The organism is Saprospiraceae bacterium (assembly GCA_016719615.1).
Classification (GTDB): domain Bacteria; phylum Bacteroidota; class Bacteroidia; order Chitinophagales; family Saprospiraceae; genus Vicinibacter.
This window is the reverse complement of sequence record JADJYQ010000005.1, coordinates 452,513-467,938: the sequence shown is the minus strand read 5'-3', so window position 1 is coordinate 467,938 and position 15,426 is coordinate 452,513. Positions and strand designations below refer to the sequence as shown.

Genomic DNA, 15,426 nt, shown 5'->3' with positions numbered 1-15,426 from the left:
ATCATCGTAGTCATTTTCTTTATGGAAATAAATTGCATTTAATTCTTCTGTCCGATCTGAAAATAGTTTTCAGGAGTTATTTTGTTTTTCTCCGCATTTATGGCGTCTTTATAGTTGAGAATTATTTTTTGATCTACAGAAATATTTTCAAGCAGTTGTTGTTTGCCATCAGACCAAACTACTTTTAGGGAATTAATTTTTGAATCACTACCGGTACCAAAATAAAGATAATCATCAACTACCGATTGGTAGCCTCTGGTAGTAGTGAGTTCAAAAATCTGATTTCCATTATTGGTAATAATTTCAACTTTTGAATTTAGTTTTAAAGCATACTTTGGTGCATCCAGTTGAACCTTGAGAAAGTGATTATCAGATCTTTCAATGGCGTTATTTTTATATACCAAAGCCTGCTCATCTATATTGTTAACGACAAGATCTGCATCTCCATCATTATCAAGATCGCCATAAGCTGCACCTGAGCTAAAACTTTTATAGGCAAGATTTGCCTCCGATGATTTATCTGCAAATGTCAAGTCACCATTATTTTCGTAATAAAAATTTGGCACCTTAGTCGCGATCATTTGCACATTTTGTTGCCTTAAAAACCGCATAATGGACTCCGAAGGTTCGCCCTTTTTTCTCATTTCATTCGCATGGTTTATCATGGGTTTGAAAAAATCCTTATTCAAAAAATCACGATAATATCCGTTTGAAATATAAATATCTTTCCAACCATCCAGATTAAAGTCATTTAACAAAACGCTCCAACTCCAATCGGTATTATGGATACCACTCATTTGTCCAATTTCACTAAATGTTTTGTTGCCATTGTTTAATTGCAACATATTGCGCATATATGAATAATGGTAACCCATCATGTGATAACGCCAGAATCGCGGAATATCCATGCTGGCAATATTTACTTTCTCTCTATAATTATCTTCAGCAAGCATATCTAAAACCAGAAAATCCAGCAATCCATCATTATTTACATCAGCAGCATCAACGCCCATACTGCTATGACAGGTATGTTGTACAGCAGTGTAGAGAATATTTTTAAAAGTACCATCTCCTTTATTTTCAAAAAAATAATCCGGTTGCTCATGATCTACTGAAATATAAATATCTGGATAACCATCGCCGGTTAAATCAGATGTAACCAAACCTAAAGTCCAACCATAACTAAGAATACCAGAAGAAGCAGTCACATCTGAAAACGTATTATTGCCATTATTTTTAAACAATTTATTGGATGTTTGCATAGGTGGATCGCGAAAGCGATCATAATGTGTGGACTCGCCTGACATCCGATCAGGTGGATGATTCCCAACAACCAGATCGAGATCACCATCTAAATCCATATCAAAAAAACTAGCACAAATGCTATAGCCATTATCATTGATACCAAGTTCTTTGCCCTTTTCTTCAAAACCAAGTTTCCCATTGTTCATGAGCATCAGATTTTCTCGCAAAGCAGGATCCTTATCCGGATAAAAAGAACGGCAGAGATAGACATCTAAAAATCCATCATCATTGATATCTGCCACAGCGCCGCCCGTAAACCAACCCGTAAATTTTGAAAGACCCGATTTTTCGGAAATGTCTTCAAACTTAAAATTGCCTTTATTTAAATAGAGTTTATTAGCGACCAAATTTCCAGTAAATAAAATATCTGTTAGACCGTCATTGTTCATATCAAACAACAGCACTCCACCTCCATTAAAAACATTGATAAATTCTAGCGGATTAGGAAGCATATCAGGTCTTAAGTCGTTTCTGAAATTTACACCGGTATGTACGGAATCCATTAACTCGAATGCCTGTAAATTTTGATCCACCAGTGGTCTTCCGGATTGATTACTATTACAAGCAGTCATCAAAAAGAGTCCCATAAATATGACCCAAAAATTAATTTTACTTTGGATTGTGTTTCTATTTTTAAAATTCATAGTAGTAGCTTAAAATATTATCTTATGTTTCTAAAAAAATATAGTGCATTATTATTAATACCTGCCAGTACACTTGGTTTGGTATTAATTTTAATGGATTTGATATCTTTCATCATAGGGAACAAAGAAACCCGATTCATTTGCTTTCAATTGTTTTCCAAATAAATTTCCCTTCATGCCCTTATAAAAGACACCCACAGAAGCATCAGCACGGGTCGTTTCTATTTCTGCATTAAATAAATTTCCAGCAATGGCGACATCTTTAATACCATCTGCATCAAAATCTTCTACGAGGATAGCCTGAACGGTGCTAAACTGACATGCTTCGGGCAATTTTTTGACCTGAAATTTTCCAGCATCATTCAGCAACATGACGCTTTCAAATAAATGCGCTTTCAGTGATAAACCTGTTTCCAAACCTTCTCCATAAATATCTTTTAGACTCGCATCTGCAAATGAGTTATAATTTGGAAATTTTTGAGCGATCGAAGGCACTTGTTCTGATGAGCACTGACGTCCGCGAACTGGGACCAGATTTTTTCCATTGTATTTTGCAAGAACAATATCAAACGTACCATTTTGATCGTAATCATCACAATAAACCATGAAAGGTTTCTCTGTGGACGCATGAAATTTATAATTAGTTCCTAAATTTCCCACTATAAAATCTTCATCGCCATCGTGATCAATATCAGCCTGGACAATTCGGTTCCACCAACCTTCTGTATTTTGCAAATTGTATTTTTCAGAAGCTGCTTTTTCAAGTTTTCCGGATAGGTTATCAAAAATAGTAATAGGCATCCATTCGCCAACAAGGATTAATTCCGGCAAGGCATCACCTGAAATTTGAGTCCAGACTGCTGAAGTAACCATACCCACTGTTCTGAGTTGAGTTGCTTTTTCGTCAGTGACATCTGTAAAATTTCCTTTCCCATCATTCTCCATCAGATATGATTTGGGAGCATATGGATATTTGTCAGGAATAGTTCTTCCGCCCCTGAAAATGTCGAGGTCACCATCGCCATCCATGTCTGCAACCACAACGCAAGATCCACTTGATCTGATTTTGGGAAGATTTGCGAGGTTCTTCGAAAAATTACCAACACCATCATTGATATACAATCGATCCTGATAAATCGGGAGTTCTTCATCCATTTCTGTACCTCCAGAAATTACATATAAGTCTTTATCCCCATCACCATCCGCATCAAAAAACAGACTCTGCATATCTTCATAGTCTTTATCTTTTTCAAATACCGGAATTTTTTTTGCGCGAAAAGTGGAAGAATCCGTTTGCAGATATAATTGTGCAGCTTTAAAATGTGGCGCGCCTACATAAAAATCCTCTTTCCCATCGTTGTTCACATCCGCAACAGCAATAAAAGGGCCCAGTCTACTAAGCTGATGCGGCAGTAAAATTTGAAATTTATAGTCGTTAAAAGTATTTTCCTGATGATAATATAAGGGTAAGATACTGGGCTCTGTATGTTCCGCAAAAATGGGCTTATAAGATCTCTGAAAATTAGATTGCTGATTCGCTTTTGTATAATCTGCGATGATCATTTGATTAGTACTAACATTTGTTAGTACCAATTTTTTAAAATCCGGCCAATCAATTTCTATGCGATCAATTTTTTCAATATTTCCAAGGCCGAAGTGTGCAACAGGTTCACAGGAAGACAAATAACCTCTTGATGTTTTTAACTGCACGTATTGCGTTTTATCCCCATAAAACAAGCTAACTTTTGCACCAATTCCAAACTGATTAGATGGTTGGCCTTTGCATGCAATCCTCAAGTAATTTTGAGCTCCATCCAACTTGTTTTTATAAATAAATGCCGGGTCATCTATATTGTTAACGACGACATCAAGGTCTCCGTCATTACCCAGATCACCCAATGCGGCGCCATTTGAGAAACTTGTTTCATTGAATCCCCATTCCTTCATCATTTTCTTAAATTCCAGATTCTGTTGATTCTTATAAACATAATTAACCAATTTTACGGAAGGCAAAATTCCCAAAACCTGTTCAACACTGTCCACTATATTATTTTTTGCCTTCAGAAATTGTCTCATTTTTTCATTGGTATCTCTGTCGTAAACATCTCTGCGGTAACCATTAGTGACAATGATATCTTTAAAACCATCATTATCCAAATCACTCATCAATGCAGCCCAAGACCAATCTGTTTTATCAACACCTGCCAATTGAGATATATCGGTAAAAAAACCGTTGCCATGATTGTACTGGAGCACGTTGTGCATGTATTGATCCTGGAAACCCATATCTTTCAATTTCTGAAAATATTCAGGCTGCATCGCCGGCATCGTTGTTTTTGACCTTCGGTAATCTTCTGGTCTCATTTCAACAACGAGGATTTCTTCCTCCCCATCGTTGTTGATATCACCAAAATCTACGCCCATTGAATAATAGGGAACGTGATTGGTCAAGGCTTTTACACTTTCTTTAAAAGTTCCATCGCCATAATTGACAAAAATATAGTCATTTTCTATAAAGTCATTTGCTACATAAAGATCCTGCGTACCATCTTTGTTGAGATCCCCGGCAACTGCACTCAAACCATAACCATAACTTGGATAAAACCCGGCTTCTTTACTGACATCTTTAAACTGCCCATTTCCTTCGTTTCTCAACAATTTATTGGTCGTATTGGGATCAAACTCCCCCTTTTCCATAAGGCCTTTCACTTGCGTAATGGAATCTTCATTAACCCCCCATCTTTCCGGACGGTTTGTTACAAACAAATCCAGATCGCCGTCAAAGTCATAGTCGAAAAAAGTGGAAGCAATAGAGTATCCCGGATCCGCGACACCATATTTATCGGCCTCATCGATAAAAAGTCATATTTTTTTGATTGATGAGGAGCAGATTCTTATTTTTTCAGGAATATTTAGAAATCCGCCTCTTGTGATATAGATATCCATAAATCCATCACCATTAACGTCTGCTGTGGAAACGCCACTTCTCCACCCATCAAATTTGTCGATTCCGGCAAGTGCCGAAACATCCTCAAATTTGAAATTGCCTAAATTTTTATAGAGCTTATCCTGTACCTGATTCCCCACAAAATAAATATCCTGAAATCCATCGTTGTCAAAATCCGCAATAGCCACACCTGCACCATTATATATATAATTAAAACTATAAATATGTTCACGTGGTGTTTCGACGATGACATTATTAAATGTGACGCCTGATTGTTCGGGTGTTATAAGCGTAAATAACTGACCCTCAAAACTCTTATTCTTATCTGTATTACAGGATAAAGTGCAGGAAAGAAAAATGAATAATAAGGCAATTAAACGAGTGGCTGATTGTTCCATCCTTTAAAATTTGGATTGCAAATTTACCAAAGATCATTTTGTAAAAACCAAATTAACAAGGATTTAGGGAATGAACTTTGTAATTCTTCTAAATTTGCGCCAAAATAAGTTTGCATGAAAACACATTTAATTTTATTTTTTTCAATTCTAGTTTTAGGATGTTCAGATAGTCCAAATAAAAATGAAGTTTCTAAAGAAGAAGTTGGTCAGGAACAAAATGATATTTCGAATAGTTCAGATAAACCCACTTTAGATTCCAACGACCCATTTATGATTACAACACCTGAAGGATTTTATGAACCTACCGGACTCAAAAAGTTGAATTTGATAGAAATGTACAAATTAGGTACCGGCGGATCCTTTAAGAAAGATTTTCCATTAAAAAATCAAAACGGTGAACCCGTTGATTGGTCAATCATGGTAAACCCTGAAAAGACCATGTTTATGCAGATGTATACAAATGACAAAGGAGAAGTCGTCGAAGGTGTTGTATTTGAAGTTACAGATGAGATCAAAGCGATGATCATTAGAGTCAGGATGGGAACTAACTAAAAATAGCGTAATTTTTGTCCATCGCATTTGCTTTTTCTATTATTGAAAAGAATGACCTGCCCTAAAGTAGGAAAAGCTCACATGCTTTACCCTTCACCTTCTAATTTCGATGTAAGCAATAGAGAATCCTTAATAATTCGATGTAAGAATTTATTGTCCGATGGAACCAAAATTACCTATTCATCTCAGGTTCAATGAAATGGAATGGGAAGTTATTTGGGCATTTCCGGCTCCATAGCTGGCTTAACAGCCTCTTCTATGACCTCCTTCTTTTTATTCAAACCAAATGTCAGCGTCAACTCGTGGGAACCATTATTAAAATTCTGGAACTCCAAATACGACTGATCGTAAGAATAAAATATGCCTAAGCGGTCCAATTTAATGCCCGCTAACATTGCGATGCGATGCCATGAAGGGTTGAAACTATAGGTAAAACCGGCATAAAGTCTTTCATCCATCAATTTCGCTAGAATATTGAGATCTGTTCCAAAAGGAGCGTCCGAAATTTTGCGCAAACCTAAAGAAGGTTCTAACACTACTCTGTATTCGGGTAAACGCCAAATGCCTCCTAAAAATGCAGTAAAACTCACCGGTTTATCTTCCTCCGGGCTTGTAGAAGTAATATTGGAATCATCCAATTTAGTTTGAACTAGATGTGGAATGCTAATCCCAATGCGATACTTCCCTTTTATTTCTGAATAAAAGCCAAAATCAGCTGCAAAATACTTTTCACCATTTACTGCTCTGTTAATAACCGGATCCGGGTTTTGGTGATTCGGGTCCGTAATAGCTTCATTATCAAGATTATATTGAATATATGCTCCTGAAATACCCAATGACATTTTCATATCTTCGTTAGGCTTAAAATGGTAAGCATAATTCAATTGTCCTAGAAAGCGATTTGCAACACCATAATTTTCATTGTAAACCATGGCCCCCAGTCCCATATTATTTGCCGGACTGCCATCAATACCCAAGGTCAGAGCTTTAGGCGCGCCTTCAAATCCGGACCATTGATTCCTGAAATTGAATAATAATTGGCTTTGTCCTGACATGCCTGTAGCAGCAGGATTTAGCAAGAACAAATTCAAGTAATAATGATTATAAACTGACTGTGCTTTTAATGCAGTTGCATGATCTTGAGCATGTAAGGACTGTGACATCCAAGTCAAGAGTACACCTGTCAAAATGCTTATTATATTTAATTTTTTCATAATATTTAAAATATTATTATACATTATATTATCTTACAATTGTGACCGTTCCTCTGAAATATTGATCATTCTTGCCTGGTTCTAAAACTTTGAGGATCCACATATAAGTGCCTTCCGTCAAAGTGTTACCATCATCATCTTTACCATCCCAGGTATTCAAATAATTGACAGCTCCGAACACCTGATTACCCCACCGGTCGTATATCGTAAGCGTATTTTCAAAATTCGTTACACAATTGATTTCAAAAAACTCATTGAATCCATCTCCATTTGGAGATATCGCCAATCTTGATTTATAACAGTCGTTATCGGTTGGGGTACCAATACAAACGGTAAACTCTTCTGAAGCTGTACAACCATTTGCATCTGTTATTTGTAAGTTGCAGTCACCTGCTGATAAATTATCAGCTATTTTATTAGTATTTCCATTACACCAGGAATAAGTCACTGGTGCTGTCGCCCCGGAAAGTTGGGCTTCCTAGCGGCCATTATTATCAATATTAGTACTTGCGCAAGCTATTTTTTTAACCGTAAGGTCTATTGCCGGAGCATCCGGTAATAACAATAAATTGGATACTTTTGAATTTCCGGCAGCATCTGTTACTGTCACGCGATAGCTGATATTGGGACATAAATTGGTGGCAGTATTGGAATTCAATGTAGTATCATGCGACCATTTATATTTATAAGGCAATCTGGGATCAGTAGACGTCACTGCCACGATAATCTTGCCGTCACATTTTCCCCTGCAACTCACTGGTAAATTGCCCAGTTTTGGATCGATATTTAAGTTTACTGTAATTGTTGGCGGTGTGGTATTTGTAGCATCGCAAATAAACGTATCACATTTGACGCAACTATTCTTGTCTGTAACGCAGTACACATAAGTACCCGGAGCGCAATTAAGCAGATCTTCTGTATTACTTATTACTTGGCCGGCTGCATTTCTCCACTGGTAGGTGTAACCAGGAGTTCCCCCTTTTGGAGTCGTATAAGTAGCGCCATCATTTCCAGAATATCGCTTGGTGCTATCAAGCGTAACCACAATTTCATCCGGTTCGGTTATGTCGGCGCAACCAGTGGCGGTGTTGCCATCGGCATCTGTAACTGTGACACAATATCTTCCCGCACACAAAGAGTCTGCGATATTTCCGCGATCTCCATTACTCCATTGTGCTAACTGGTATGGAGTTTTTCCTCCGGAGGCAGATACATTCAAAACACCCCGGCAATCGCCAAAGCAGCGGTTGGAATCTAACTTTATAAAACTTACAATTTTTAAAGGTGCAGGGTTAACACAAAACGTATCCATTTTAGTACATCCATTTGCATCCGTTATCATAAGCTCATAACAAACCGCTGTAAGATTCATGGGATCTTCTTCTGTTCGAGGCGGATTGGGTTTGTTAGGAAGTCTGAAATATTTGAAAGTATAAGGTGGAGTTCCACCCATGACCGTTAAATCTATTTTGCCATCGCTAACAGTTTGTACGTGAGTTACTACCGCAGAACAAACAAGTTCATCGGGCTGCGTAATTACAACTATTACAGATGTTGTCCTTGCATTTCCATTGCCTTCGTCGATGACAACCAATCTATATTCACCTGCACACAGGTCGGTAGGTGCCAATACTGTGGAGACGACGGCTCCAGAAGGTTGAAGTTGCCATTCATAGCGAAACGGACCTTTACCACCAGTGATCTGTGTATTGCTTACACTGCCATTGCATTCCCCATTACATTTTACATTGGTCTTTGTACCTATTGTAATACTTACAGGTATCATTACTGTTCGACATTTTACCGTAAAATCAGGTTCACCTTTGGTCACTGCAAAATTATCACTGTTGCAATCAGAAAATTCCAATGGACTGCCTAATAAATCGGTAAACTGAATTTTGGTATCAAATGGACAATTTGGAGCAGCTAAAAGTGATTCAAAGCATACCGAAAACATGGATGCGCCATTGGCAAGATCTTGCGGACCAGCTTGTGAATCCCAGGTAACCCGGATAGAATCTTTAACCACATTAAAATTGTTTGGTCCTAATCCAGGCAAAACAATCCCACTGATTCTTTTAAAACTGAGTTTTGTATTATCGAACTTCATGCTGAACTGAAAATTCTGAACGCATTTAAAACCATCAACCCGAATAGGGATGCAAAATTCAGCACCTTCTTCTACCATTGTATCTCGTACATAAAGATGCAAGGTTTTTGCAGGAGCATCAGTGATGGTTAATTTTCCAGAAGTAAATTTTACGGGCACTACATCGCCATTGCCATTGGTAAATTCAACGATCACAGGTACTCCATCAAAAGTGATATCAGTCATAGCTCCCGGATTGCCAACCGGGCGCAAACAAACCTCAAACAAGGTTGTGTTGTCAGCCAGCGTAATTGGATCCCGACCGGCATCCCAGTTAATCTGAACCCCACTTCTATCAGGTAAAGCTGCGTAATTCTGACCCCAGGATAGCGACCAGGCTGCTGAATTTAAAGTGTCAAAAACTGCGACGGCCGTGTTCCAATGCATGGTAAACTGCCCTGTCTGTATAAGTTTAAAATTTTTCGTAGTTACTTTTATGCATTTTACGACACCTGCCGGTGTTGTTTCTGTAGAGGCGATGATTTGAAGTCCGCTGGTATCCGGCGGAGGACCACCACCCTGACAACCTGCGCCATTGATTTTAACTTTTCCATCTGTAGAAGTGAGACTAACTTCATCAAAATTCCCATCTAGGACTTCTATTGAAGTTGGTTTGTTTGTAAGTCTTACAAATGACGAGTCGCATTCCTTGCCGATGAGTCGGAACCGAACCGTAAACAAGGTTGCCCCATTTGCAAGATTTTTGCCAGTACCTCCCGGAGCGTCCCAGGTAAAACCTATCTGGCCATTTTTGACACTGGCACTCCCGACATGGGTTGAAAAATTGACATCATAATTGGCTGTTTTGATCACATCCACTATCGCCAGAACATTGGAATCATAGCTAAAGGAATACTGAGTGGCCAATATGTTGTTGAATCCTGATACCGTGACGGGAACCTGGACTGTATCATTCTTATTACCGGATACATTGGCAATCGTAAGATTTACCTGAGCTGACAGGTTAAAACAAACGAAAAAGCTGAGGAAGAGCAGAACGTAATTTTTCATAGTTTACTGGATTCGGGTAAAATAATGGACTCCAAACCATTTACAAAATTAATATAGCTTTAATAATCTTTATAATGAATATAAGAAATTTATATAATACATTCGTTTTTACTGTTAAAAATGACCATTGCAGGGCTTTTTTAACAGTTTTGAGTCTTATTTGCTTGATTAATAAAGTTCTGAATCAGGTGTTACTTAGGCAAATCTAAGTAAAATACTCAAGTTCACAAAGATCAGACCACTGAATTAATACTTTTCTAAGCATACCGATCGATTCTTTTCAAAGGATTTATGTTACTTACATAAGAAAGCCTGACCATGTCACCATGATCAGGCAATAACACTGCATTTACTCAATCCTTATCATCTGATAAGAATTAATCGTTTTGTATCTGTAAAATCTATGGTATTCATCTGCAGGAAGAAAACTCCATAGGTATTCAATTCTTGTGATTTCAGCTCCAACTCATGGTAACCTTTTGTATATGCCTTCTTAGATCTGTAGATCACTTTGCCATCGAGTTCGTAGGCAATGAATTCTACTTCCTGATCATTTGTCAACTCAAAGGCAATTTTGGTCGATTCTTTGAATGGATTCGGTTGATTTTGATAAAACACTGAAGTTTGTATCTTTTCGGATTCCAATTCACCGCGTACCTTCAAATCAACAGTCATGATTTCAAGGTTTTCATTATAACATTCAGGTTTTAAAACTTGAGAAAGAGATATCCATTTTGCATTTTGTACGGGTACAATTGGTTTTACGACCAGATACCAAATAATATCATTTGCACTCAATTGATAACTAATCTGTTGTCCTAAGGCAATGCGGATTTCATTTGATTGTACATTAAATTCCTCATCGCTGATTTGTATTTTACCTGGTTCAAGTCCAAGTACCTTAACGCGCTTATCATCAAACTGCATGGATAACTGCATTCCTTCGAGATGTGTTGCCGTTTCAAAATAAACCGGAATTCTGTATTCTTTTCCAGCTTCCAATGCCATGTCATCAATAACTAACAAACGTTTGTTTACATTCCTAACGGTTGTTTGTTGCGCATTACTGGCATCGACGTCGATGTTAATATCACCCATCTTCATTCCGAAGAAATCGGCAGTCAATTGATTTCTGTTGATCAGATTGTAATTGATCACTGATTTGAAAGCACATGGATCCATCGGACTAGGCACTGTCGCATTGACCGGCACGAATTTCCAGGATGGTGATTTTTCAAATTTGTTCGTGATTCCCAGAATCAATCTTCTGATTTCAGAAATATCTGCAGCTGTGATTGAACAACTCGCGTTGACGTCGGCTGCAAGAAATTTATACGGAGAATCAAAGGTTTGAATTCCAAGTATATGCTTTTGGATCAATACGATATCATAAGTACTTACTCCATTCACATAATTGCCATTGGTCTTTTCTGCACGAATATTGTAATTCATTCCGGGAGTGATATAATTGAATGCAAACACTCCATTTTTATCCGTGTAAGTCGTGTTGGTTCCTGCAGGGCTGGGTCTTTCCCAAATCGCAGACACCCCTTCTACAGGACTATTTGTAATGGTTGTCACTTTTCCTTGTATGGTCAATCCCGTTGGACATACCTTATTAGGATCCTGAACATCTAATTGAACTTCGCAATATTCAGAATTGCCAGCCTGATCGACTACATAAACCCTAACGATATTGACACCAATGTTTGAGCAAGTGAATAACATAGATGGTTCGAATCGTCCGTTGATCAGGAAGTAATATTTTAAGCTATCTTTTGGAGTGCAATTATCCTCACTGTTTATATTAAAGTCCTTAGCCCATATCTCTACACTCAGTGTACTAGGCATAACAGTAGTAACGATGTGGCCAATACAATATGGAGTTGGTTTCTTACCATCGCGAACAGTAAGCAGGTAACTACATGTTGATTTGTTGTTGCAAGCGTCCCATACGGTGAAAGTCACCTTATGAACCCCTATTGGGAAATAAGCAGATATTGATTTACCTGAGCCTACATAACTACTGTCAACAATGTTGTCGTTGTACAAATCGATATGGTGATGCCATACGAGATCTGATGAATCAGTACAATCATCATCAGCTGAAGCTATAAGATCTATATTTCCGCCACATCCCGGTCCAAATACATCTATCGTTCTGTTATTACAACTGGTTAAGAACCTTGGAGGTACCGTGTTTGTAATTTTAATGACTTGCGTCCATGTCCAATAACCAGGAGAGTTCTGTTGATTTGGATTCCATACACACCAATCGATAACTACCCATTTTCTTAAAATCTTCAAACAGGCATCCGGATCTAAAGTAAATACCAGATCATCATAAGTGGTAACTACGTTTGAACATTTATCAGCTCCATAAACCCAAGGTTTGCCAGTAATGTCGGGCGAAAGTTGTGGTTTGGATAAACAATTTGAATTACTGAAATAATCTATTGGCCATTGTACAGATACATTATTTGCGGTAGAATCAACAATTCGAATGCGTTGCGTACAAGTAGAAACCAAACCTCCGGGGTCTTTGGCTTCAAATTTTCGATAAATATATCCCTGTCCACATTTTAAATCAGTGGTTACCGTTTCTATGACATCTACACCACAACCATCATAGGCATATCCATCAATCAATGGAGCAGAATGCTTTAAATATTTATCTTTGATGACAAAGGTCTTGCGATCGGCTGGATTTTCTCTTACAGTGCCGAAAACTGAATAATCAGCGTAATCAAATTCACAGGAAACTGTAATATCCGGTGGACAGAAAATATAAGGTGCTAATTTATCTTGTACTTCAATTTCTACCATACAAGTATTGGAATTTCCATGAATATCCCAGACTCTAAAACCAACCATTAAAGTCTTGCCTATATCTGCGCAACAAAAATAGACAAAAGGTCCCCATTCATCTCCATTGTAGGCTGTATCACAAGGTACCCCATCGTCCATTCGTTTGGCTTCATATCGACGGATTCCGCAATTGTCGTGTGAACGATCATCAAAAGTTGCCGCTTCTACTTTCGCGCTTCCATCAATGGTAAGTGTTACCACTGTTTTTTGATCACAAACTGCAATGGGTGGAATTTTATCCTCCACGAAAACTTCTGTTGCACAATCGGTATAGTTTCCACATTCGTCGGTTACCTGGAATATCACCCAATTCAATCCCAAAGGCAAATCCGTAATACTATATAGACCATTTGATAGTTTTGTAACATTGGCAGAAGAAGTTCCTTCGTATGTTGGAGAACCGGTAGGAGAGGCTATTTTATAGCCGACTTTTACAGTAGTTCTGCTGCATTCTTCAATAACGGTGGGTGGAGCAAGCAAAGCTGTACCACTACATTTCCAGACATCTGTGCTGATCGTTACATTTAAAGCGCATGTAACTAAAGGTCCGCGCTCATCAACTATTTTGATGACTTGATAATGGAAGTAAACATTTTGTCCATTTGGGCGACACCAATCAATATAGGTCCATTTTCTTAAAACTTTAAAAGTCTTAGGACAAACTGGCAAGATTTGGTCTTCATAAGAAACTGCAATTTTACATACACTCCACTCAGGATAAATGGCTTCGCCAGCAACTGTAGGAACTCCAGTTATGGATGGAAATGGTACTGTATCCAAATCGAGACAATCGAATATGGTATCTGCTGGCCAAACAATATCTACAAGAGGATCAATTTTTCTAAAATACACACATTGTTCGCATGTATCAGAGTGATTGCCACTTCTATCCGTATAGTAATAAGTGATGACCCTTTTTCCAATAATGTTTGGCAAGGAATCACAATCAAATTTAATAATGACATCCGAAATGACATGACGTGTTGTGTCTGAACAATTGTCAATTACCAATGGATTTTCGAGAACATAGTTTTTCTGATTGCAAAATACAGTGTCCGGTTCAGGGCATCTTATCTCCGGCGGATATTTATCTTCCACATAGATAGAACCCCAACAGGAATTATTGCCTAGGTAAACCGCTACGGTGAGCGTTTTTCCAATATGGGCTGAAGTCACTGTTGCGTTTGGCAAAGGAACCCCAGTTGGGCCAAATACCACAACGGTATAAATACAACCAACACCCGGATCTTCAAGGATCATATCGGGCGTAATTTTTGCTTCGCAATTATTATCAACGGAGACCTGGACGAGATCATCGCAAGCCAGCGGACATTGTGCGAAATTTTCCTGAATCAACAAGAAACAAACAAAACCAATGGATAAAAACCATCGGAGTGTTGGTTTGGTGGGGAACAGGATTGTAAAATTTTCCTTTCTCATTTTAATTCGGTTTAAAGGATTGAAGTAAATCAGTTTGTTATCAATTAAAAATATACTCAACAATAGACCACAGGGTCTTCTATCAATTCATTTGTTTTACAGCAAGTTGAACTCATAAGCAGCTTTAATCAGTCCGGATGCATTTTTAACATTGAGTTTTCGCATCAAACTTTTGCGATGAGCGCTTACGGTATCTTTGCTTATAAATAAAAGTGCAGCGATGTCTTTATTGGATTTTCCTTTGGCTACCAAGTCGAGAATTTCTTTTTCTCTTTTGGTGAGCTGATGAGCTGCATTGAACCTGTTGATATTAAGTTTGGATTGAACGTTTTTGCGGTTAACATCTGTTAGTTTGATGTCACTACCCATAAAAATCTCCCCATCCATAACTGTTTCAATGGCATTTTCCAACTCGAGCATTTCTGCATTTTTTGAAAGGAACCCATCGGCCCCTTTTTTAAGAACATCTCTTACAACTTTTGAATCTGTATACATACTTATACATAAGATCCGGAGTTGTGGGTGAAGTTCTTTGAACTTTGGAATCATCTGACCTGAATCAGCATCTCCTAAGTTCAAGTCCAAAAAAAGCAAGTCAACAGGGTCGGCTTGAATCAATCTCAGAACATCCGGAATATTTCCTGCCTCGCCAAGGCAGATCATTGTAAGCCGTTTGTTCATCTGATCGAGCAGCAGTCTGAATCCTTTCAGAAAAAGTTTATGATCATCTGCCACTACAAATCTGATCCCGTCCATGTGTTAAGTCCCGGTTTTTTTGAACATATTATAAAATAGCAAAATAAGTGCCAAAAGACAGGCAAGGTGGTGGCGATTGACCCTAAAAAATGAAAAGGTATGACAAAATAATATATAAATAACTGATATTAATATAATTATA

The 15,426-nt window shown here is 38.0% G+C and carries 9 protein-coding genes; 1 reads left to right on the top strand and 8 read right to left on the bottom strand.

Going from position 1 to position 15,426, the window contains the following annotated elements; all coding sequences use genetic code 11:
* Window positions 1-38: 38 nt before the first annotated feature.
* From IPM92_11550 to IPM92_11540, 3 genes are all read right to left on the bottom strand, one after another.
* Window positions 39-1,949 (bottom strand): CRTAC1 family protein, encoded by a 1,911-nt coding sequence (locus tag IPM92_11550; GenBank protein MBK9108969.1) that lies wholly within the window; start codon window positions 1,947-1,949, stop codon window positions 39-41.
* A gap of 90 nt (window positions 1,950-2,039) precedes the next feature.
* Window positions 2,040-4,646, bottom strand: a complete 2,607-nt coding sequence (locus tag IPM92_11545; protein MBK9108968.1) for a VCBS repeat-containing protein — start codon at window positions 4,644-4,646, stop codon at window positions 2,040-2,042.
* 165 nt (window positions 4,647-4,811) lie between these two features.
* Entirely contained in the window at window positions 4,812-5,294 is a 483-nt protein-coding gene (locus tag IPM92_11540) for a VCBS repeat-containing protein (protein ID MBK9108967.1), read from the bottom strand.
* Between the two features lie 114 nt (window positions 5,295-5,408).
* Here IPM92_11540 and IPM92_11535 point away from each other — a divergent pair, with 114 nt between their 5' ends.
* Window positions 5,409-5,846, top strand: a complete 438-nt coding sequence (locus tag IPM92_11535) for a hypothetical protein (protein ID MBK9108966.1) — start codon at window positions 5,409-5,411, stop codon at window positions 5,844-5,846.
* A gap of 212 nt (window positions 5,847-6,058) precedes the next feature.
* On the opposite strand, the gene IPM92_11530 is transcribed toward IPM92_11535, so the two are convergent.
* The 5 genes from IPM92_11530 to IPM92_11510 form a co-directional block, all read right to left on the bottom strand.
* On the bottom strand, window positions 6,059-7,060 hold the full coding sequence (locus IPM92_11530) for a PorP/SprF family type IX secretion system membrane protein (GenBank protein ID MBK9108965.1): 1,002 nt from the start codon (window positions 7,058-7,060) through the stop codon (window positions 6,059-6,061).
* A gap of 28 nt (window positions 7,061-7,088) precedes the next feature.
* On the bottom strand, window positions 7,089-7,508 hold the full coding sequence (locus tag IPM92_11525) for a gliding motility-associated C-terminal domain-containing protein (protein ID MBK9108964.1): 420 nt from the start codon (window positions 7,506-7,508) through the stop codon (window positions 7,089-7,091).
* Between the two features lie 30 nt (window positions 7,509-7,538).
* Window positions 7,539-10,220: a hypothetical protein gene (locus IPM92_11520; protein ID MBK9108963.1), complete on the bottom strand. Its 2,682-nt coding sequence runs from the start codon at window positions 10,218-10,220 to the stop codon at window positions 7,539-7,541.
* Between the two features lie 363 nt (window positions 10,221-10,583).
* Window positions 10,584-14,528 carry a hypothetical protein gene (locus IPM92_11515; GenBank protein ID MBK9108962.1) on the bottom strand — a complete coding sequence of 1,315 codons (3,945 nt, stop codon included), beginning with the start codon at window positions 14,526-14,528 and terminating at the stop codon, window positions 10,584-10,586.
* A gap of 96 nt (window positions 14,529-14,624) precedes the next feature.
* Window positions 14,625-15,284, bottom strand: coding sequence for a response regulator transcription factor (locus IPM92_11510; GenBank protein ID MBK9108961.1), 660 nt, complete (start codon window positions 15,282-15,284; stop codon window positions 14,625-14,627).
* Window positions 15,285-15,426: the final 142 nt, after the last annotated feature.